We start from the raw sequence: 19033 nt of genomic DNA, 5'->3' as shown, positions 1-19033 counted from the left end.
GGGCCCGGGCCCGTCAGGAGCGCGACAGGTGCAGCGTGGCCGGTTCCACGGCCTGGCCCGGGATCGCCGGCAGGTACTCCGGCGCCGGGACGCCCGCGGCGGCGCGGGGTGAGCGGGTGAGCACGACCACCCCGCACGCGGCGACCGCGGCGCCCGCCACCGCGAGGAGGATGCCCACGACGCCGCCCTGGAGGCGTTCACCGAGCAGTGCCACGCCGATGACCGAGGCCGCGACCGGATTGGAGAGCGTCACCACGGCGAGCGGGGCGCCGAGGCCGCCGCGGTAGGCGGTCTGCGAGAGCAGCAGGCCCCCGGCGGCGAAGGCGGCCACCAGCAGCGCCACGACCACGACCTGCGGGGTGAGCAGCGGCCCCGAGCGGTCGGTGACCGCGACCGTGACCGTCTGTGTGAGCGCTGAGGCGACGCCGGACGCGAAGCCCGACGCGGTCGCGTGCCGCAGCCCGGGCCGGGTGCCGGGCCGCGAGAGCACCCCGATGACGACCATGGTCCCGGCGGCCACGACCAGCGCCTCCGGCACGGTCAGGGTGTCGTCGGGGGCGGGCCCCGAAGCGGTCAGGAGCAGCGCGCCGAGGCCGATGAGCGTGAGCCCGGTTCCGCGCCACTCCAGGCGCGTGACCCGGCGTCCCGCGATGCGGGCGCCGAGCGGCACGGCCGCGACGAGGGTGAGCGCCCCGAGGGGCTGGACCAGCGTGAGCGGGCCGTACTTCAGGGCGGCCACGTGCAGCAGCGCGGCGGCGGCGTTGAGCCCGACCGACGACCACCAGACACCGCTGGCAAGCATCCGCAGGGCCCCGCTCTCGCCCTCGGTGACCCGGGAGGCGAGGCGTTCCTGGGCCACGGCCGCCGCCGCGTACGCGGCGGCCGAGACGAGGGAGAGCGCGACGGCGAGAAGCGTGGCGTTCACCGTCCGGCCCCCGCGGCGATCAGCTCGGGCGCGTCGGCCCGGCCGGGCGGGGCGGGCGGGGCGGCGGGTGGCTCGTGCGCCGCGCCGGGGGAGTGGCGCACGACCAGGGACCGGCGCGGGCGCGGCAGGCGGATCACCGCGAGCGCGACGCCGAGCAGGACGGTCGCCGTGATCGCGTCGAGCCAGTAGTGGTTCGCCGTGCCGACGATCACGAGCAGGGTCAGCAGGGGATGCAGCAGCCACAGCCAGCGCCACCGCGTCGAGGTGGCGACGATCATGCCGACGGCGACCATCAGGGCCCAGCCGAAGTGCAGCGAGGGCATGGCGGCGAACTGGTTGGCCATGGTGTCCGTCGCGGGCTTCGCGGCGTACACCGAGGGCCCGTACACCTGCGCCGTGTCCACGAGGCGGGCGGCGTCCAGCATCCGCGGCGGCGCGAGCGGGAAGCCCAGGTGCAGCAGGAGCGCCGCCGCGGTGAGCGCGGCGAGCACCCGGCGGGCCCAGACGTAGTGCCGGGGGCGGCGCGCGTAGAGCCAGACCAGGAAGAGCAGGGTCGCGGGGAAGTGCACGGTCGCGTAGTACGTGTTCGCGACGTGGATCAGCGGCTCGCCGTGCAGCAGGAGGTCCTGCACGGCGCCCTCGCCGGGCAGGCGCAGGGTCCGCTCGGCGTCCCACACGTGGTGCGCGTTGCGGAAGGCCTCGCCGGTGTGTCCGTTGGCGAGCTGCCTGCCGAACTTGTAGACGAGGAAGAGTCCTATGACGAGGAGGAGCTCGCGGACGAGGGGCGGTCGGGCAGAGGTGTCCGGCTCCCGGACGCTTGAGTCCGGCTCCCGTTCGGCAGGCTCGGTTCGGGATTTCATCCCCCGGCCCCTTTACGTGACGACTGGGTGGTGCGGTGCGGAGCGGGGGATCGCCCCACTCATCGATACGCCAGTGTACCGATACGCAGGCGTACCGGTACACTGGCGTATCGATGGAGGCCGATGGCACCGGATCGGCCGCCGTACCGAGGAGAAGAGTCATGACGCCGACGTCGAGCCGCTCGAAGATCACGCCGGAGCGTGAGCAGGAGTTCTACGACGCCGTCCTCGACCAGCTCCGCCAGTGCGGGTACGAGTCCCTGACCATGGAGGGCGTGGCCGCGACCACCCGGTGCAGCAAGTCCACGCTCTACCGGCAGTGGAAGACCAAGCCGCAGTTCGTGGCGGCGGCGCTGCGGGCCAACCGCTGCGTGCGCTTCGCGGACATCGACACCGGCAGCCTCGCCGGGGACCTGCGGGCCGCGGCCCGCGCCGCGGGCGAGCAGTCGGGGCGTGACACCATGCTGGTGCAGGCGCTCAGCCACGCGGTCCTCCAGGACGTCGACCTGCAGCGGGCGCTGCGTGAGACGCTGGTGGAGCCGGAGCTCCAGGCCATGGAGGCGATCATCCGGCGGGGCGTCGAGCGCGGTGAGATCGCGGCGGGGCACCCGGCGGTGGAGTTCCTCACGGTGCAGCTCTTCGGCGCGGTGCGGGCCAGGCCGGTCATCGAGGGCGAAGACGCCGACGAGGAGTATCTGACCCGTTTCGTCGAGGCCTGCGTGCTACCCGCGCTGGGCCTCACCTGAATCGTGGGCCCGAGTCCGCCGGATGACGTGACTCGGGTCTGCCCGCGCCGCACCGTGGGGACGGGGGCGGCGCGCACCCCCCGGGCCGGCCGGGGTTCCTCCTGAGCGGCGAGGAACCCCGCCCGGCCCGCTGGTCCGGCGGCCCGTGGGCGGTGCTTGGGGGCACCGCCCCGGGGCGCCGGCCAGAGCTCCCGGCGGCCCGTCCGGTCAGACGTCCTGGCCCGTGCCGCCTCCGCCGCCGGTCGGCCCCGCCTTGATGCCCTTGGCGATCGTGTCCATGGCCGACAGGGAGGGCGCCTTGTCGTTCACGTCGATGCCCATGCGGACGACGACGATCTTGTCCTTGTCGGCGGGCGAGGGGAAGGCCAGCGACTGGACGTACCCGTCGTCGCTCTTCTCCGTGACGGCCTTCCAGCGGACGTAGTAGCCCTTCTGCCCCGCGACGGTGATCGCCTTGGAGGCCAGCACCTTGTGCGAGGTGATCCGGCCGTAGGTCTTGCCGCCGTACCCCTCCTTCGCGTTCTTGGCGATGTCCTGCTTCGCGGCCTCCTCGGGCGTCTTCGCGTCGAGCTTCAGCTCCTCGGCGGACTGGGAGAACGCGCTGCCGCGAGTGCACTGCTCGCCGCTGTTGCCCGGACACGGGATGGGGTCCGTCTGCACCCCGGCCCCCTTCGCCGTGGTCCCGCCCTTCCAGCCGTCGGGGATCGGGATCTTGATGCCGTTGACCGGGTCGGTCGCGAAGCCCGCCTCCTGCTCGGGCGCCCCCGGCGCCCGGGGGGCGTCGGACTCGGGCGACCGGGGCGCGTCGGGGGCCTCCGAGCCCCGCGGCGCCCGCGGGGCCCCGGACGAGGCCTCCTCGGACGCGGAGCCGCCGTCACCGTCGTCGTCGGAGGTGAGGGCGTACACACCCCCGCCTATCCCGGCGAGGACGACGAGCACCGCGCCCGCGGCGATCGCCACGCGCAGGCCGCGCCGCCGCGGCGCCGGAGGATGTGCCGGGTACGCCGGGAAGGCGGGCTGGCCGGGCTGCTGGCCGGGCTGCGTGAACGCGCCGCCGGCGGCGCGCACCTGGTCCGTCCACGCGTTCCCGTCCCACCAGCGCTCGGTGGGAGGGGCGCCGGCGGCCTGGCCGGGATCGGGGTACCAGCCGGGGGGAGTCATCTGCGTCATGGGCGCCAGAGTATGAGCACACCGTGAAAGCGGGATGAGAGGGGCGGTTCTCGCCGGCCCCGCCCCGCACGGGCGCCCACCGGCCCTCACCCACCCCGGCCGTTCGGGCACTTCCGGGATCTGTCCGTTCTTCGCTTCTTCGCCGCTTGGGCTCATCAGCTCTTCGGCTCATCAGCTCTTCGGCGCGCCGAGACCGGCCCGCGGGTGCTCGGTCCCGGGGGTGCTCGGTCCCGGGGGTGCCGAGAGAGGGGGCGCCGGGGGGCGACCGCTACCGGCCGCCGTGTCCCACCCCGTCGACGACCAGCCGCACCGGCCCCTCGCTCGCCCGGACCGGTCGCGGCCAGGGCGCCCCCGGGCGGCCGGGAGTGAGCGAGCCGAGGACGCTGGCGTGCCGTGCCCCCGTGCTCACCGGGTCGGTGCCGGGCAGGCCGTGCAGGGTCAGGAAGCCGAGGACGGCGAAGGCGTACGCCTCCTTCGCCGCGGACGGCATGCCCAGCTCGTCGGAGGTGCGCAGCGCGACGCCGCCGCCCAACTCCGCCCGCAGCGCCGCCATCAGCGCCGGATTGCGCGTGCCGCCGCCGGAGGCGATGACCTCCGTGGCCCGCACCGAGCGGACCGCGTCGGCGACCGTGCGGGCGGTGAGCAGGGTCAGCGTGGCGACGACGTCCTCGGGGGCCAGCGCCTCGAACCCCCGCAACGCCGTACGGAGATAGGGCAGGTGGAAGAGTTCCTTGCCGGTCGTCTTCGGCGCGGGGAGCGCGTAGTACGGCTCGGCGAGGAGCCGGGCGAGCAGCGGCTCGTGGACGGCGCCGCGGGCGGCGAGGTCGCCGTCCGCGTCGTAGGCCAGGCGGCCGTCCGTGGCCTCGCTCACCGCCGCGTCGAGCAGGGCGTTGGCCGGGCCCGTGTCGAAGGCCGTGCCGTCGGGGGCGGTGATGTTGGCGATGCCGCCCAGGTTCAGCGCGGCGGGGGCGCCGGGCCTGCCGCGCAGCCACATCCGGTCCACGAGGCTGACCAGGGGCGCGCCCTGGCCGCCCGCCGCGATGTCACGGGGGCGGAAGTCGGCGACCACCGGCAGCCCCGTCGCCTCGGCGATCCACGCCGGGCGGCCGATCTGCAGGGTGCCGTGCACCTGCCCGTCGGCCACCCAGTGGTAGACGGTCTGGCCGTGCGAGGCGACCAGCTCGGCCTGCCCGTCGCACAGCTCGCGGTCCGCCTCGACGGCCGCGGCGGCGAAGGCCCGGCCGATCTCCGTGTCGAGCCGGCAGACCTCGGCGAGCGTGGTGTCCGCGGGCGGCAGCGCGGCGGCGAGCCGGGAGCGCAGCCCCTCGTCGTAGCCCCGGCTGATCAACCCCAGGGGAGTGAGCGTCAGGCAGTCGCCGTCCAGGTCCAGATCGGCGGCTGCCGCGTCGATCGCGTCGTACGAGGTCCCTGACATGAGCCCGATCACGCGCACGTGGGGCCTCCTTCCCGGTCGGCTCGCCCGTGCGCTTGATCATCGCATCCCCGGGCCCGGGAGTGACCCCCCTTACTCGAACATGTCATCGGACTCCGCGCTTCGCCATGCCGGCCCGACCGCCGGACCTGCGCTTTCCCCTCAGCCGCGGGCCGGGCGCCGCCACCCCGCGCGCTGAGTCACTGGGGGCGCGGGCCCGGTACGGCGGGCTCACTCCCACGCGGTGACGACCCGCCCCCGCCACAGCCCCGGGCCACCGTAGGCGCTCCGCAGCACCCTCGCCCTGGTCAGCCACAGGGCGAGGTCGAACTCGGCGGTGTACCCGATCGCCCCGTGCAGCTGGAGCGCCGCGCGCGCCGCCCCGTACGCCGCGTCGGACGTCGCCACCTTGGCCGCGGCGACGTCCCCCGGCGCCATGGTCAGCGCGGCCCCGAACACCAGTGGCCGGGCGAACTCCAGGGCCACCAGGACATCCGCGAGGCGGTGTTTGACCGCCTGGAACGACCCGATCGGCGCGCCGAACTGGGTGCGCTGCCGCACGTGCGCCACGGTGCGGTCGAGCAGCGCGAGCCCGACTCCGAGGCTCTGCGCGGCCGTGGCGAGCGCCGCCCAGCGCGTCGCGTGCCGGGCGGCCTCGGTCACCGAAGGGCCCTTGGCGAGCGGTTCGCCGCCGGGCAGCGGTGCGGCCAGACGCCGTGCCGGGTCGAGGGAGCGACGCACGCGCGCGTGGCCGGGCGCGAGGCGCAGCCCGGCCTCGTCCACCGCGAGGACGATGTCCGCCACGTGGGGGTCCACGGCGTACGGCCCGCCGTCCGGGAGCGTCAGCGTGGCGCTCGTCCCGCCCGAGGCGAGCGCGGGCAGGAACCGCTCGGCCGACGCCGTCTCGCCCAGCGCGGCCAGGCGGGAGAGCAACGCCGCGGCGGCCACCGTCTCGACGGCCGGGCCCGCCACGGCGTGCCTGCCGAGCTCGACGAAGGCGACGGCCGTCTCGGCGGGCAGCGGGCCCAGCCCCTCGTACTCCTGCGGAACCGCCAGCGCGAACACCCCGGCGTCCGCGAGCCGCTGCCACACGGCCCGCCCGGGGGCATGGTCGCCCGCGCCCCACGCGCGCGTGACGGCCAGGGTGTCGGCCGCCGTCAGCATCGCGTCCAGCGACCGGGCGAACTCCCGCTGCCCGGCGTCGAGTGCGAACCGCATCAGCGACGCCCCTTCGGCAGTCCGAGCAGCCGCTCGGCGATGATGTCGCGCTGGATCTCGTTGGTCCCGGCGTAGATGGTCCCGGCGAGCGAGAAGACGTACCCGTCGAGCCAGTCGTACGCCGGGCCGGCCGCGCCACCGCCACCCCCGTCGGCCCCACCACCCCCGTCGGTCAACTCCCCCTCCGCGCCCAGCAGATCGAGCGCCGTCTCGTGCGTGGCGATGTCGTGCTCCGACCAGAACACCTTGTTCAGGCTGGACTCGGCGCCGAGCGTCTCCCCGGCCGCGAGGCGCGACGCGCTCGCCCAGGTGAACAGTTCGTACGCGCGCGCCCCGATGACGGCGTCGGCGACCCGGTCGCGCAGGGCCGTGTCCTGCGGGTCGCCCTGCGCCCGCCAGCGCCGGGCGAGACGGTCCGCCGTGGCGAGGAAGCGGCCGGGGGAGCGCAGGGTCAGGCCGCGTTCGTTGCCGGTGGTCGACATGGCGATGCGCCACCCCTGGCCCGGCTCGCCGATGACGTCCTCGTCGGGCACGAAGACGTCGTCGAGGAAGATCTCGGCGAAGGCCGGCCTGCCGTCCAGACGCCCCACGGGACGGACCGTCACCCCGTCCGCGCGCAGGGAGAACATCAGGTACACCAGCCCCTGGTGCGGCTCGGGCGACGCCGGGGCGCCGTCACGCCCGGGCCCCGACGCGCCCGCCCCGGCCTCGTACGGCTCGCGGCGGAACAGTCCGAACGCGCGGTCGGCGAAGGCGGCCCGTGACGACCAGGCCTTCTGGCCGCCGAGCAGCCAGCCGCCGGCGGTCCGCCGCGCGGTGGACCGCAGCGACGCCAGGTCCGAGCCCGCCTCGGGCTCCGACCAGGCCTGGGCCCAGATCACCTCGCCGGTCGCCATGGCGGGCAGCACCCGGGCGCGCTGCTCGGCGGTGCCGTGGTCGAAGAGGGTCGGCGCGAGCAGGCTGATGCCGTTCTGCGAGACCCGGCCCGGAGCCCCCGCCGCGTGGTACTCCTCCTCGAACAGCAGCCACTTGACGAGGCCGGCGCCCTGCCCGCCGTACTCCTCGGGCCAGGAGACCGCCGACCAGCGGTCCGCCGCGAGCTCGCGCTCCCACTCCCGGTGGGCCGCGAACCCCGCCTCCGTCTCCAGGGACGGCAGCGGGGCCGCGGGCACATGCGCGGCCAGCCACGCGCGCGCCCGCTGCCCGAACGCGCGCTCCTCCGCGGTGAAGTCGAGATCCATCGGCGGCCCGCCCCCTCCTTTTCTCGCGCGTACGTGCATGCCTCCACGCTTTTCTAACAAGTGTTTGGTAGATTACCCTGAGCGGTGTCGAGGAGTCGAGAGCCGAGGGCCGTTCGGCGCGGCCGCGGTCCAGGACGGGAGGGCAACCCATGGAGGCATCCGCTCGTCCGCCGGACGCGCCCGTCTGCCCGCCGGGCCATGACCTGCTCGTGGGCCGCACCGCGGTGATCACGGCCGCCGCGGGAGCAGGAATCGGAGGCGCCACCGCCCGCCGCTTCCTCGAAGAGGGGGCCCATGTCGTCATCGGCGACGCCCACCCGCGGCGCACCCAGGAGACGGTGGCGGCGCTCGCCGCGGAGTTCGGCGCGGACCGCGTGGACGGCATCCCGTGCGACGTGACCGATGAGGCGCAGGTGCGGGGCCTGTTCGACCTGGCGGAGACCCGCCACGGCCGCCTGGACATCGTGGTGAACAACGCGGGCCTCGGCGGCACGGCGCAGCTCACCGAGATGACCGACGAGGAGTGGGACAAGGTCATCGACGTGACGCTGACCGGCACCTTCCGCTGCACCCGCACGGCCCTGCGCCGCCTGCGGGCCGGCGCACACGGCGGCGTCATGGTGAACAACGCCTCGGTGCTCGGCTGGCGCGCCCAGGCGGGCCAGGCGCACTATGCCGCGGCCAAGGCGGGCGTCATGGCCCTCACCCGCTGCGCCGCGGTCGAGGCGGCCCCGCACGGCATCCGCGTCAACGCGGTCGCACCCAGCCTCGCCATGCACCCCCACCTCGCGAAGGTCACCTCGCCCGAGCTCCTGAAAGAGCTCACGGCCCGCGAGGCGTTCGGACGGCACGCGGAGCCGTGGGAGATCGCCAACGTCATCGTCTTCCTGGCCGGGGGCTACTCCTCGTACATGACGGGGGAGACGGTCTCGGTCAGCAGTCAGCACGCGTAGGCGGAGAATGGGCCCGTGTCGAAACCGAAACAGAGCACCAGCACGCCGCCGCGGGGCCCCGGCGCGGCGCGGCAGAGCCCGTCGCCCGAGCGGCGCCGCGAACTGCTCGGCATCGCCGCCGACGTCTTCGCCGAGCAGGGGTACAACGCCACCACGGTCCGCAAGATCGCCGACGCCGCGGGCATGCTCGCCGGCAGCCTCTACTACCACTTCGACTCCAAGGAGTCGATGCTCGAAGAGATCCTGCGCACCTTCCTCACCGAGCTGTGGGACGGGTACGACGGCGTGCTCCGGGCCGAGCTGGACCCCAGGGCCACGCTGGAGGCCCTGGTCACCGAGTCCTTCCGGGAGATCGACCGGCACCGCGCCGCCGTCGCGATCTACCAGAAGGAGGCCAGGCACCTGGTCGCGCAGGAGCGCTTCCAGTATCTGGCCGACTCCCAGCAGCGCTTCGAGAAGGCGTGGCTGACGACACTGGAGCGCGGTGTCGCCGAAGGCGTCTTCCGCGACGACCTGGACACCCGCCTCGCCTACCGCTTCGTGCGCGACACCGTCTGGGTCGCCGCGTCCTGGTACCGCCCCGGCGGAGGCCACAGCCCCGAGGAGATCGCCCGCCAGTACCTGTCGATGGTCCTGGACGGCATCTCCGTACGCACGTGAGAACCGCGCCGGAGTGCGGCGCGTTCCACGACCGACGCGTTCCACGACCGAGGAGAGCACGCCATGGCCGAGGCCTACATCGTCGAAGCGGTCCGCACGCCCGTCGGCAGGCGCGGGAAGGGGCTCTCGGCCGTCCACCCCGCCGACCTCGGCGCCCATGTCCTCACGGCGCTCATCGAGCGCTCCGGCGCCGACCCCGCGGCCGTGGAGGACGTCGTCTTCGGCTGTCTGGACACCGTCGGGCCGCAGGCCGGTGACATCGCCCGCACCAGCTGGCTGGCCGCCGGGCTGCCGGAGGAGGTGCCCGGCGTGACGATCGACCGGCAGTGCGGATCGTCCCAGCAGGCCGTGCACTTCGCCGCGCAGGGCGTCCTGTCCGGCACCCAGGACCTCGTCGTGGCCGGCGGCACACAGAACATGTCGATGATCCCCATCGCCTTCGCCTCCCGCGCCGCCGCCGAACCCCTCGGCCTCACCGACGGCCCCTACGCGGGCAGCGAGGGCTGGCGGGCCCGCTACGGCGACCGGCCGGTCGACCAGTTCCACGGCGCCCAGCTCATCGCCGCCAAGTGGGACATATCCCGCCGCGACATGGAGGAGTTCGCGCTCCGCTCCCACCGGCGGGCGGTCCGCGCCATCGACGAGGGCCGCTTCGCGCGCGAACTCGTCGCGTACGGCGACGTCACCGCCGACGAGGGCCCGCGCAGGGACACCACCTTGGAGAAGATGGCGGGCCTCGCACCCGTCCTGGCCGGCGGCGCCCTCACCGCCGCCTGCTCCTCGCAGATCTCCGACGGCGCCGCGGCGATGCTGCTCGCGAGCGAACGGGCGGTGCGGGAACACGGGTTGACGCCCCGCGCCCGCGTGCACCACCTCTCCGTGCGCGGCGAGGACCCCATCCGGATGCTCTCCGCACCGATCCCCGCCACCGCGTACGCCCTGAAGAAGGCCGGCATGACCATCGCCGACATCGACCTGGTCGAGATCAACGAGGCGTTCGCGCCGGTCGTCCTCGCCTGGCTGAAGGAGACCGGCGCCGACCCCGAGAAGGTCAACGTCAACGGCGGCGCCATCGCCCTCGGCCACCCCCTCGGCGCGACCGGGGTCCGGCTGATGACGACCCTCCTGCACGAACTGGAGCGCACCGGCGGCCGGTTCGGCCTCCAGACGATGTGCGAGGGCGGCGGCCAGGCCAACGTGACGATCATCGAGCGCCTGTGACACGGGCTCCGGCCGCCCCTGCCGCGTACGCCGCGCGCCATCAGCCCCCGGCGCCTCGTGCCACCCCGTCGGAGTACGTGCCCTGACGGCGCTCCACGGCGGCGCCGACCCGGCTAGGCTCGACTCAGTACGTCGATCGAGCGATCCGGGGAGGAAGCGATGACGCACGGACGGCCCGAAGGAGCCGCCTGGGCCCCGCTGTGGGAGCGCGACGACGAGCTCGCCGCCGCGTCCCACGCCCTCGACGATCTCCGCATGGACTCCACGAGCGCGGGCCGGCTCCTGGTCTTCGGCGGCGAGGCCGGCACGGGCAAGACGGCGCTTCTCGCCGCGGTGCGCGGCATGGCGGAGGGCCGCGCCACCGTCTGGTCGGCGCGCGGCGGCGAGACGGTGACCTCCGTCCCCTTCAACGTCGTGCGCCAGCTCCTCCAGCCCGCGCTCGTCGCCCTCACGCCCGAGGAGATCCACGAGTACCTCGGCGACTGGTACGAGATCGCGGGCCCCGCCCTCGGCGTCACCGAACCCGGCGGGCGGCAGGTCGACCCGCAGGCCGTCTGCGACGGCCTGGTCGAGGCGGTCACCCGGCTCGCCCACTGGAAGTGGCCGCTCGTCCTCATCATCGACGACGCGCACTGGGCCGACCAGGAGACGCTGCAGTGGCTCGCCGCGTTCGTCCGCCGCCTCGACGAGCTGTCCGTGCTCGTCGTGGTCGCCCACCGGACCGGCGGGGCCGAGGGCGACAGCGCCCGCCACCTCGCCGCCGTCGACGCGGCGGCCCACACGCTCAGCATCCTGCGCCCGTTCGGCCCGGACGCCGTCGCGAGCCTGACCCGGGCCACCCTCGGCGAGCACGCCGACGCCCCGTTCTGCCGCGAGATCTGGGCGGTCACCGGCGGCAACCCGTACGAAACGGTGGAACTGCTCGCCAAGGTGCAGGACAGCGAACTCGAACCGGTCGAGAGCTGCGCCGACGGCCTGCGCGCCCTCAACCGCACCCCCAAGGGCAACGGCCTGGTGGCCCGCCTGGAGAGCCTCGGACCCGACGCCATCCGCCTCGCCTGGGCGGCCGCCGTCCTCGGCACGGACATCTCCCTTGACCTGGCCGCCCGGCTCGCCGGAATGTCCCGCGACAAGGCGGAGGACTGCGTGGACCGGCTCCGCACCGCGCGCATCCTGCTGCGCGACGGCGAGGACCTGGAGTTCGTCCAGCCGAAGATCGCGAGCACGATCTACCGCTCCATCTCCGGGGCCACGCGCACCGCCCTGCACGGCCGGGCCGCCTCCGTCGTGACCCTGGCCGGGCTCGGCGCCGCCGCCGCCTCCCGGCACCTGCTCGAAGTCCACCCGGACGACGACCCCGAACTGGTCGGGCAACTGCGCCAGGCCGCCGCCGAACACCTCGCGGTGGGCGCACCCGACGCGGCCCGGCGCTGTCTCGAACGGGCTCTGCGGGAACCGCCGCTGCCCGAGATCCACGCGCGCGTGCTCTACGAACTGGGCTGCGCCACGCTGCTCACCTCGCCCGCCACCACCATCGCCCACCTGCGCGAGGCACTCTCCATGCACGGCCTCGACCAGGAACTGCGCGTCGACGCGGTGTGCCGCCTCTCCCAGGCGTTCGTCCACAACGACCAGCTGGAGGAGGGCCTGCGGGCCATCGACGAGGAGGCGGGCCGGCTGGGCCCCGGGCCCACGCGGCTGCGGCTGCAGGCCGTGCGCTCCATGTGGGAGGGCATCCACGCGGGCGAGGAGGACGCGCCGGGGCGTTCGCGGCGGCTCGCCGCCCTGGCGGGGCCGCTCACGGGCCGGGACAACTCCGAGCGCGCCCTGCTGATCCTGCGCGCCTTCGACGCCATGACGCGCGGGGAGAGCGCGGAGATGGTGGTCGAGCTGTGCGACCGCGCCCTCGTCAACGGCCGCCTCGCACCGGGACTCGGCTGGACCGACACGGAGTGGAGCTTCGAACTCCGCCTGATGCTCGGCGGGTGCTACGCCTTCGCGGACCGGATCGACCGGGCGGAGAGCCTGTTCACCGAGGGCGTGCGGGCCTACGAGAGCGCGGGCTGGAGCGGCGGTCACCTCGCGCTCTCGCACGCCTTCCTCGGCTATGTGCACCGCAGGCGCGGACGGCTGGCCGACGCCGAGCGCTCGCTGCGCGAGGGTCTGCGCCTCGCCGACCGCGTCGGGGAGGGCCTGCCCATGCACTGGGAGGTGGCCAGCATGCTCATCGACACGCTCCTCGCACGCGGGCACGTCGAGGAGGCCGGCGCGATCGCCGACCAGTACGGCTTCGCGCCGCCCTCCGCCTCGACGATCTACGTGCCCGACGCCATGTCGGTGCGCGGCAGACTGCTGCTCGCCCTCGGTCGCACGGACGAGGGGCTGAGCCAACTGGAGGCCACGGCCCAGGCGTTGACGGCACGCGGCCAGTACAACACCGTGCTCGCCCCGTGGGCGTACGACCTGGCGCGTGCCCTGGCGCACGAGGACCCCGAGCGGGCGGCGCACCTCGTCTCCGACGCGCGCATGCAGGCCGAGCGCTTCGGCACGGACACCGCGATCGGTGAGGCTCTGCGATGTGCGGCGGCCCTGGAGACGGGACGGCGCGCGGTGGCCCTCTACCGCAAGGCGGCCACCTATCTGGAGTCCTCGCCCTGCGCGTACGAACACGCCGTGGCCCGCGTCGAGTACGGCATCGCGGCGGAGTCCGCCGTGGAGCTGGAGCGGGGCCTCACCCTGGCGCGCGAATGCGGCGCCGACGGCCTGGTCGACCGGGCCCTCGACCACTTGGCGCCGGCGCGCCAGTAGCGGCCGCGGGCGGGGCGCCGCTGACGCGATCGCGCCTTTCGCCGCCGGGCCGCCCGGCTCGGGGCGAGGCCACGGTCGGTCGCGGGCTCGGCCCGGTCGGGCGGTCCGAGGCCACGGTCAAGCCTCGTCCGAGGTGCCGGTTTCGAGGCCGGGGCCGAGGCCGGTCCGAGGCCACGGTCAAGGCCGGTCCGAGGCCGGGGCCAAGGCCCGTCCGAGGCCCCAGTTCCGAGGCCGGGGTCAAGGCCGGTCCCAGGCCCCGGTCCGGGCGGTGCGAGGCTACGGTCGGGCGGTGCGAGGCCGGGGCCAAGGCCGGTCCGAGGCCCCAGTTCCGAGGCCGGGATCAAGGCCGGTCCGAGGCCCCGGTCCGGGCGGTGCGAGGCTACGGTCGGGCGGTGCGAGGCCGGGGCCAAGGCCGGTCCGAGGCCACGGTCAAGGCCGGTCCGAGGCGTCGGTGCGGGGTCGGTCCTCGGCTCCCGCGCGCAGCCTCCCCAGGACCTCGTACGCCTCCCGCATCACCCTCCCCACCAGCTCCGCGCAGGACGGGACGTCGTCGATGACCCCCGCCACCTGGCCCGACGCCATCACCCCGAGGTCGGGGCGGCCGTCCACCATCGCGGACCTGAGCATCATCGGGGTGTTGGCCGCGAGCAGCACCTGGCTCCACGTCAGCTCCCTGCCGTGCCGCATCGCCAGGCCGTCGCGGACCATCCGGGACCAGCTCATGCCCGAGGCCTCGCGGAAGGCCGCCGCGTGGCGCACCGCGCGTATCAGCGACGCGGCCCTGCCCGACTTCTCCAGGGCCGCCACGAACTCCGTCCGCAGCATGCGGTGCGGGAGGCCGTCCACGCGCGTGGTGACCGTGACGTCCTTGACGGAGGCCGCCAGATAGCGGGCCTTGACCGCGTCCGGCACCGTCGACTCCGCCGTGAGCAGGAAACGCGTGCCCATGGCCACCCCCGCCGCCCCGAAGGCGAGCGCGGCGACCAGGCCGCGGCCGTCGTGGAACCCGCCCGCCGCGACCACCGGTATGTCCACCGCGTCGGCCACCTGCGGCAGCAGTACCGTCGTGGCGACCTCGCCGGTGTGGCCGCCGCCCTCGCCGCCCTGCACGATCACCGCGTCCGCGCCCCACGCCGCGACCTTCTCGGCGTGGCGTCGCGCGCCGACCGAGGTAACCACCACCACCCCGGCGTCCTTCAGCTCGGCGATCAGCTCCCTGGACGGCGCGAGCGCGAAGGACGCGACCCGCACTCCCTCCTCCACGATCACCCCGACCCGCTCCCGCGCGTCTCCCGCGTCGGCCCGCAGATTGACCCCGAAGGGCGCGTCCGTACGGGACTTCACCTCCCGCACCGCCGCGCGCAGCCGCTCGACGGACATGGTCGCGGAGGCGAGGATGCCGAGCGCCCCCGCCTCGGCGGCGGCCGAGACCAGGCGCGGCCCCGCCACCCAGCCCATGCCGGTCTGCACGAGGGGATGCCGCACTCCGACGAGCCGGGTCAGCGGCGTCTCGATGACGGGCGGGGCCGCCGTCACGCCCGCACCTCGCGCTCGCGCAGCCCCCGCGGGTCCACCACGTCGCGGATGAGCCGCAGCTCCTCGGCGGTCGGCTCGCGGGTGCACGGCACGTCGTCGGGCACGGCCAGGGCGAATCCGGTGGCCTCGCGCACCCGGCCGGGCGTCACCCCCGGATGCAGGGAGACGACCCGCAGGGAGTGGTCCGGCGTGGCGAAGTCGAAGACGCCGAGGTCGGAGACGACGCGCCGCAGTTCGTGGAAGCGGGAGGCGGCGGGCCCGGCGGCGGCGGCGCTGTCGTATCCCACGCCGCTGATCATGTCGACCTTCGGCACGAAGACGCGGGGCGAGTGCTTCGGTATCCAGTAGCTCACCGGGTTGTTGACCGTGTTGGCCGGGGCCCCGCGCACCCCGAGCAACTGCCGCGCGGGCCGCTCCCAGTCGCCGATGCAGGAGATGTTCTGGTTGCCGAAGCGGTCGATCTGGCTCGCGCCCATCATCACGTGCCGCCGGCCGCCCGACACCATCGTCAGATGCCTGCGGTACGGCAGCCAGCCCTCGGTCACGGCCGAGGCGGCGCCGATGGCGGGGACGTCACCGATGAGCAGGGCCTCGCCGTCCGTGAGCAGCAGCTCGGGGGAGAAGGTCAGCCTGGCGAGGCGGGCGGCGACCGAGGGGACCGTGCCCATGGGGGAGGCGAGGATCTCGCCGTCGCCACGCCAGGCCTCGGCGCAGGCGATCACGCAGTACTCCGCGCGGGTCGTCGTCCGCTCGTCCGTCGGGCCGGTGCGCGTCATCGCTGCTCCTTGTGCCATGTCCGGACGGCCAGGTGGTAGTCCCGCTCGGCGCCGGAGAGGAAGCGGTCGTGGAAGGCCCGCCAGCCGTCGGGTTCGGCCGCCGCGGCGGCGTAGGCACGCTGGAAGGGTTCGTCCCGGCCGTAGTCGGGCGCGCACGAGGTGAAGTGTGCGCCCCCGGGCGTCTCCGTCACGCCGGTCACCGAGTGCCGGGAGACCAGCAGTGTCTGCGGCGCCGCGTGCGCGGTCAGCTCGGCGGAGCCCACGATCCGCTCGCACGACACGTACGCGGTGTCGGCGGCCTCGCAGAACAGGTCGTCGACGTACGGGTCGGGGCCGAGGTACTGGCCGTTGCCGAAGCGGTCGGCGCGGTTCAGGTGCACCAGGGCCGCGTCCAGCCGCAGGGCGGGCACCGCCACCAGCTCCTCCCCGTCCTCGTAGGGAGAAGTGACCGTGCGCAGGCCGGGGTTGACGCGCAGGACGTCGGAGCCGAGGCCCGCGCGGGTGGGCAGGAACGGCAGGCGCTGGGCGCCCGCGGTGAGGCCCTGCAGGAACATCGCCTCGTCCAGCTCGACGAGCGGGAAGGCGCCACGCTCGCGTGCCGCCCGGAAATGCGGCTCCAGGGGGATGGAGTCGAGGGTGGTGAAGGCCGTGACGAGTCTGCGGATGCGGCCCGCGGCGGCGAGCAGGCCGACGTCCGGGCCGCCGTACGACACGACGGTCAGGTCCGTGACGTCGGACCGCAGCAGGGCCCGCACCAGGGCCATCGGCTTGCGGCGCGAGCCCCAGCCGCCGATGCCGAGGGTCATCCCGCTCGCCAGGCGCCCCACGACCTCCTCGGGCGTCATGACCTTGCCCGCACGGGCCGGCACGCCCGCGCCGGCCGCCCCCGTCGTCCCGTGGTCGCTCATGCCCCGCCTTCCCCTCGCGTGCCGAAGTCGTCGCGGATGCGGTCGGCCAGGCCGCTGAGGTTCGCCTCGAAGGTGAAGCCCTGCTCGAAGCGGTAGCTGCGGTGCACGTCGACCGGGTCGATGCCGTTGATCGCGGCCTTCGCGAAGCGCAGCAACGTGCCGTCCTTGCGGGCGATCTCGCGGGCCAGGCCGAGCGCGGCCTCGCGCAGCCCGGCGCGCCCGACGACCCGCCAGACGGAACCGTGCGCGTGCAGTTCGGCGGCGGTCGCGGTGCGCGCGGTGTAGTACAGGGCGCGCATCAGGTGCTGCGGGACGAGGCGGGCCAGGTGGGTGGCCGCGCCAAGCGCTCCCCGGTCCAGCTCGGGCAGGCCGAAGGTGGCGTCCTCGCTGGCCACGATCGCGTCCGCGTTCCCCACGAGGCCGATGCCGCCGCCCAGGCAGAAGCCCTGCACGGCGGCGACGACGGGCACCTCGCACGCGTACACCGCCGAGAAGGCGGCGGAGCAGCCGCGGTTGGCGCCGATCAGCGCCGCGTGGCCGCTGTCGCGCTGCAACTCCTTGAGGTCCACGCCCGCGCTGAACCCCCGCCCCTCGGCGGCCAGCACGACGCAGCGCGTGGCGGGGTCGCGCCCGGCGGCGCGCACGGCGTCCGCCAGGGCGAACCAGCCGCGCACGGGCAGGGCGTTGACGGGAGGGTGGTCGACCGTCACGACGGTCACGCCCTCGTCGGGGACGGAGGTGGAGACAGACATCAGAGGATCCGCTACCTTTCACCCACGCGCCTTCAACCAAACATTTGTTAGTCGGAAAGGTAGCAGCGATGACTGACACCCGACAGGTGGTCGTCGTCACCGGCGGCACCCGCGGCGTCGGCGCCGGAATCGCCCGGAGTTTCCTCGCGGCCGGCGCCCGCGTCGTCGTCTGCGCCCGCAGGGCGCCCGAGCGGCCGGTCGAGGCGGCGGGCGCCACCGCCGAATTCCGCCCACTGGACGTGCGCGACGCGGCGGCCGTCCCGGCCTTCCTCGCCCGGGTCGCCGCCGACCACGGCTCGCTGGACGCCCTCGTGAACAACGCGGGCGGCACGCCCCACGCACCGCTCGCCGGCGCCGACCCCGTCCGCCAGGCCAAGATCGTCGAACTGAACCTGCTCGCCCCGCTCCACGCCTCCCTCGCGGCGTACGAGGTGATGCGCGCCCAGGACACCGGCGGCAGCATCACGATGATCGGCAGTGTCAGCGGCACCCGTCCCTCGCCCGGCACCGCGGCCTACGGCGCGGCGAAGGCCGGTCTGGACAACCTCGCGCGGACCATGGCGGTCGAATGGGCCCCTGCCGTGCGCGTCAACACGGTCGTGCTCGGCCTCGCCCGCACCGAGAGCGCCCACGTCCACTACGGCGACGAGGCGGGCGTCGCGCGGGTCGCCCGCACCGTGCCGCTCGGCCGCCTCGCCGAGCCCTCCGACGTCGGCGACGCCTGCGTCTTCCTCGCCTCCGGCCGCGCCGGGTACATCAGCGGCGCCTCGCTCCACCTGCACGGCGGCGGTGAGCGCCCCGCGTTCCTCGCCGCGGCTTCCGCGGACCACCCGACGTACGGAGGAACTGCGTCATGACGTCAGGAATCTGCGCGGGCCGCGTCGTGGCCGTCACCGGCGCGGGGCGTGGCCTCGGCCGCGCGCACGCGCTCGCCCACGCCGCCGAGGGCGCCCGTGTCGTCGTCAACGACCTCGGCGTACGGGCCGACGGCTCGGGCGCGCCCGACGGCGGGGCGGGGGCCGGGAACCCCGCGTACGCCGTCGTCGACGAGATCCGCGCGGCCGGCGGCGAAGCGGTCGCGCACGGCGGTGACATCGCCACGTCCGAGGGCGCGGCCTCGCTGGTGGCGACGGCCCTGGACACGTACGGCCGCCTCGACGCGCTCGTCAACAACGCCGGGTTCCTGCGCGACCGGATGCTGGTCAATCTCGACCAGGACGACTGGGACGCCGTGCTGCGCGTCCACCTCACGGGCCACTTCCTCCCCCTCAAGCACGCGGCCGCGCACTGGCGGGCCGAGGCCAAGGCCGGGCGCGTGCCGCACGCGTGCGTGGTCAACACCAGCTCGGGAGCGGGCCTGCTCGGCAGCGTCGGCCAGGGCAACTACAGCGCGGCCAAGGCCGGGATACTGGGCCTGACCCTGGTGGCCGCCGTCGAACTCGCCGCCTACGGAGTGCGCGTCAACGCCATCGCCCCCGCCGCCCGCACGCGCATGACCGAGCGCACCTTCGCCGACACCATGGCCGCGCCCGGCGACGGCGGCTTCGACGCGATGGCGCCGGAGAACGTGTCGCCGCTCGTCGTGTGGCTCTGCTCCACCGCCTCCGCGGACGTCACCGGACGGGTCTTCGAGGCCGAGGCCGGCCGCATCACCGTCATGGAGGGCTGGCGCGCGGGACCGACCGCCGACAAGGGCGCCCGGTGGACCCCGGCCGAGGCGGGCGAGACGGCGCGGGCGCTCCTCGCGGACGCCGGGACGCCGGGGCCGGTCTACGGGGCGCGCTGATCCGCGGCAGGGTGCGACGCAGGTCACATCCGCCCGTGTCA

General features: G+C 74.9%; 17 protein-coding genes. 7 read left to right on the top strand and 10 right to left on the bottom strand.

Going from position 1 to position 19033, the window contains the following annotated elements; translation table 11 throughout:
* Nucleotides 1-13: 13 nt before the first annotated feature.
* The gene (locus tag DCW30_RS23455; protein ID WP_167552449.1) at nt 14-925 is read right to left on the bottom strand and encodes a DMT family transporter; all 912 of its coding nucleotides are present in this window, start codon (nt 923-925) and stop codon (nt 14-16) included.
* Nucleotides 922-1785, bottom strand: coding sequence for a phosphatase PAP2 family protein (locus tag DCW30_RS23450; RefSeq protein WP_076683250.1), 864 nt, complete (start codon nt 1783-1785; stop codon nt 922-924). Before DCW30_RS23450 ends, DCW30_RS23455 begins: the two co-directional genes overlap by 4 nt.
* 161 nt (nt 1786-1946) lie before the next feature.
* On the opposite strand from DCW30_RS23450, the gene DCW30_RS23445 reads away from it, so the two are divergent.
* Nucleotides 1947-2531, top strand: coding sequence for a TetR/AcrR family transcriptional regulator (locus DCW30_RS23445; RefSeq protein ID WP_076683248.1), 585 nt, complete (start codon nt 1947-1949; stop codon nt 2529-2531).
* 207 nt (nt 2532-2738) lie between these two features.
* Here DCW30_RS23445 and DCW30_RS23440 read toward each other — a convergent pair whose 3' ends face one another.
* From DCW30_RS23440 to DCW30_RS23425, 4 genes are all read right to left on the bottom strand, one after another.
* Nucleotides 2739-3701 (bottom strand): DUF2510 domain-containing protein, encoded by a 963-nt coding sequence (locus DCW30_RS23440; RefSeq protein ID WP_076683246.1) that lies wholly within the window; start codon nt 3699-3701, stop codon nt 2739-2741.
* 268 nt (nt 3702-3969) lie between these two features.
* Complete coding sequence (locus DCW30_RS23435; RefSeq protein WP_076683244.1) at nt 3970-5154, bottom strand: anhydro-N-acetylmuramic acid kinase; 1185 nt, start codon at nt 5152-5154, stop codon at nt 3970-3972.
* Between the two features lie 210 nt (nt 5155-5364).
* The gene (locus DCW30_RS23430) at nt 5365-6351 is read right to left on the bottom strand and encodes an acyl-CoA dehydrogenase family protein (protein ID WP_076683242.1); all 987 of its coding nucleotides are present in this window, start codon (nt 6349-6351) and stop codon (nt 5365-5367) included.
* On the bottom strand, nt 6351-7592 hold the full coding sequence (locus tag DCW30_RS23425) for an acyl-CoA dehydrogenase family protein (protein ID WP_076683240.1): 1242 nt from the start codon (nt 7590-7592) through the stop codon (nt 6351-6353). The genes DCW30_RS23430 and DCW30_RS23425 overlap by 1 nt, the downstream gene beginning before the upstream one ends.
* Before the next feature lie 149 nt (nt 7593-7741).
* Here DCW30_RS23425 and DCW30_RS23420 point away from each other — a divergent pair, with 149 nt between their 5' ends.
* The 4 genes from DCW30_RS23420 to DCW30_RS23405 all read left to right on the top strand — a co-directional run bounded on the left by DCW30_RS23420 (nt 7742) and on the right by DCW30_RS23405 (nt 13234).
* Nucleotides 7742-8545, top strand: coding sequence for an SDR family oxidoreductase (locus DCW30_RS23420; protein WP_076683238.1), 804 nt, complete (start codon nt 7742-7744; stop codon nt 8543-8545).
* A gap of 102 nt (nt 8546-8647) precedes the next feature.
* Entirely contained in the window at nt 8648-9205 is a 558-nt protein-coding gene (locus DCW30_RS23415; protein ID WP_062783533.1) for a TetR/AcrR family transcriptional regulator, read from the top strand.
* 63 nt (nt 9206-9268) lie between these two features.
* Nucleotides 9269-10426 (top strand): acetyl-CoA C-acetyltransferase, encoded by a 1158-nt coding sequence (locus DCW30_RS23410; protein ID WP_076683236.1) that lies wholly within the window; start codon nt 9269-9271, stop codon nt 10424-10426.
* Nucleotides 10427-10585: 159 nt separating this feature from the next.
* Nucleotides 10586-13234 (top strand): ATP-binding protein, encoded by a 2649-nt coding sequence (locus DCW30_RS23405; protein WP_076683234.1) that lies wholly within the window; start codon nt 10586-10588, stop codon nt 13232-13234.
* A gap of 429 nt (nt 13235-13663) precedes the next feature.
* On the opposite strand, the gene DCW30_RS23400 is transcribed toward DCW30_RS23405, so the two are convergent.
* Genes DCW30_RS23400 through DCW30_RS23385 form a run of 4 tightly spaced genes read right to left on the bottom strand, consistent with a single transcriptional unit; the run spans nt 13664 to nt 17206 of the window.
* Entirely contained in the window at nt 13664-14749 is a 1086-nt protein-coding gene (locus DCW30_RS23400) for an NAD(P)H-dependent flavin oxidoreductase (RefSeq protein ID WP_076688605.1), read from the bottom strand.
* A gap of 17 nt (nt 14750-14766) precedes the next feature.
* Complete coding sequence (locus DCW30_RS23395) at nt 14767-15546, bottom strand: CoA-transferase subunit beta (RefSeq protein ID WP_076683232.1); 780 nt, start codon at nt 15544-15546, stop codon at nt 14767-14769.
* A complete protein-coding gene (locus tag DCW30_RS23390; protein WP_076683230.1) occupies nt 15543-16454 on the bottom strand; it encodes a CoA transferase subunit A in 912 nt (303 codons plus the stop codon). Before DCW30_RS23390 ends, DCW30_RS23395 begins: the two co-directional genes overlap by 4 nt.
* Complete coding sequence (locus DCW30_RS23385; RefSeq protein WP_076683228.1) at nt 16451-17206, bottom strand: enoyl-CoA hydratase family protein; 756 nt, start codon at nt 17204-17206, stop codon at nt 16451-16453. Before DCW30_RS23385 ends, DCW30_RS23390 begins: the two co-directional genes overlap by 4 nt.
* 68 nt (nt 17207-17274) lie before the next feature.
* Here DCW30_RS23385 and DCW30_RS23380 point away from each other — a divergent pair, with 68 nt between their 5' ends.
* The gene (locus tag DCW30_RS23380) at nt 17275-18063 is read left to right on the top strand and encodes an SDR family oxidoreductase (RefSeq protein WP_076683226.1); all 789 of its coding nucleotides are present in this window, start codon (nt 17275-17277) and stop codon (nt 18061-18063) included.
* Entirely contained in the window at nt 18060-18992 is a 933-nt protein-coding gene (locus tag DCW30_RS23375) for an SDR family oxidoreductase (RefSeq protein ID WP_076683224.1), read from the top strand. The genes DCW30_RS23380 and DCW30_RS23375 overlap by 4 nt, the downstream gene beginning before the upstream one ends.
* Nucleotides 18993-19033 lie beyond the last annotated feature (41 nt).

The organism is Streptomyces alfalfae (genome assembly GCF_004127445.1).
Taxonomy (GTDB): domain Bacteria; phylum Actinomycetota; class Actinomycetes; order Streptomycetales; family Streptomycetaceae; genus Streptomyces; species Streptomyces alfalfae.
This window is presented reverse-complemented; position numbering and strand designations above follow the sequence as displayed.

What these genes read in the sequence shown, in the direction of transcription:
- DCW30_RS23450 (WP_076683250.1), bottom strand. Translation starts at nt 1,785, where the DNA reads ATGAAATCCCGAACCGAGCCTGCCGAACGGGAGCCGGACTCAAGCGTC.
- DCW30_RS23445 (WP_076683248.1), top strand. Translation starts at nt 1,947, where the DNA reads ATGACGCCGACGTCGAGCCGCTCGAAGATCACGCCGGAGCGTGAGCAG.
- DCW30_RS23440 (WP_076683246.1), bottom strand. Translation starts at nt 3,701, where the DNA reads ATGACGCAGATGACTCCCCCCGGCTGGTACCCCGATCCCGGCCAGGCC.
- DCW30_RS23430 (WP_076683242.1), bottom strand. Translation starts at nt 6,351, where the DNA reads ATGCGGTTCGCACTCGACGCCGGGCAGCGGGAGTTCGCCCGGTCGCTG.
- DCW30_RS23425 (WP_076683240.1), bottom strand. Translation starts at nt 7,592, where the DNA reads ATGGATCTCGACTTCACCGCGGAGGAGCGCGCGTTCGGGCAGCGGGCG.
- DCW30_RS23420 (WP_076683238.1), top strand. Translation starts at nt 7,742, where the DNA reads ATGGAGGCATCCGCTCGTCCGCCGGACGCGCCCGTCTGCCCGCCGGGC.
- DCW30_RS23410 (WP_076683236.1), top strand. Translation starts at nt 9,269, where the DNA reads ATGGCCGAGGCCTACATCGTCGAAGCGGTCCGCACGCCCGTCGGCAGG.
- DCW30_RS23405 (WP_076683234.1), top strand. Translation starts at nt 10,586, where the DNA reads ATGACGCACGGACGGCCCGAAGGAGCCGCCTGGGCCCCGCTGTGGGAG.
- DCW30_RS23395 (WP_076683232.1), bottom strand. Translation starts at nt 15,546, where the DNA reads ATGACGCGCACCGGCCCGACGGACGAGCGGACGACGACCCGCGCGGAG.
- DCW30_RS23390 (WP_076683230.1), bottom strand. Translation starts at nt 16,454, where the DNA reads ATGAGCGACCACGGGACGACGGGGGCGGCCGGCGCGGGCGTGCCGGCC.
- DCW30_RS23385 (WP_076683228.1), bottom strand. Translation starts at nt 17,206, where the DNA reads ATGTCTGTCTCCACCTCCGTCCCCGACGAGGGCGTGACCGTCGTGACG.
- DCW30_RS23380 (WP_076683226.1), top strand. Translation starts at nt 17,275, where the DNA reads ATGACTGACACCCGACAGGTGGTCGTCGTCACCGGCGGCACCCGCGGC.
- DCW30_RS23375 (WP_076683224.1), top strand. Translation starts at nt 18,060, where the DNA reads ATGACGTCAGGAATCTGCGCGGGCCGCGTCGTGGCCGTCACCGGCGCG.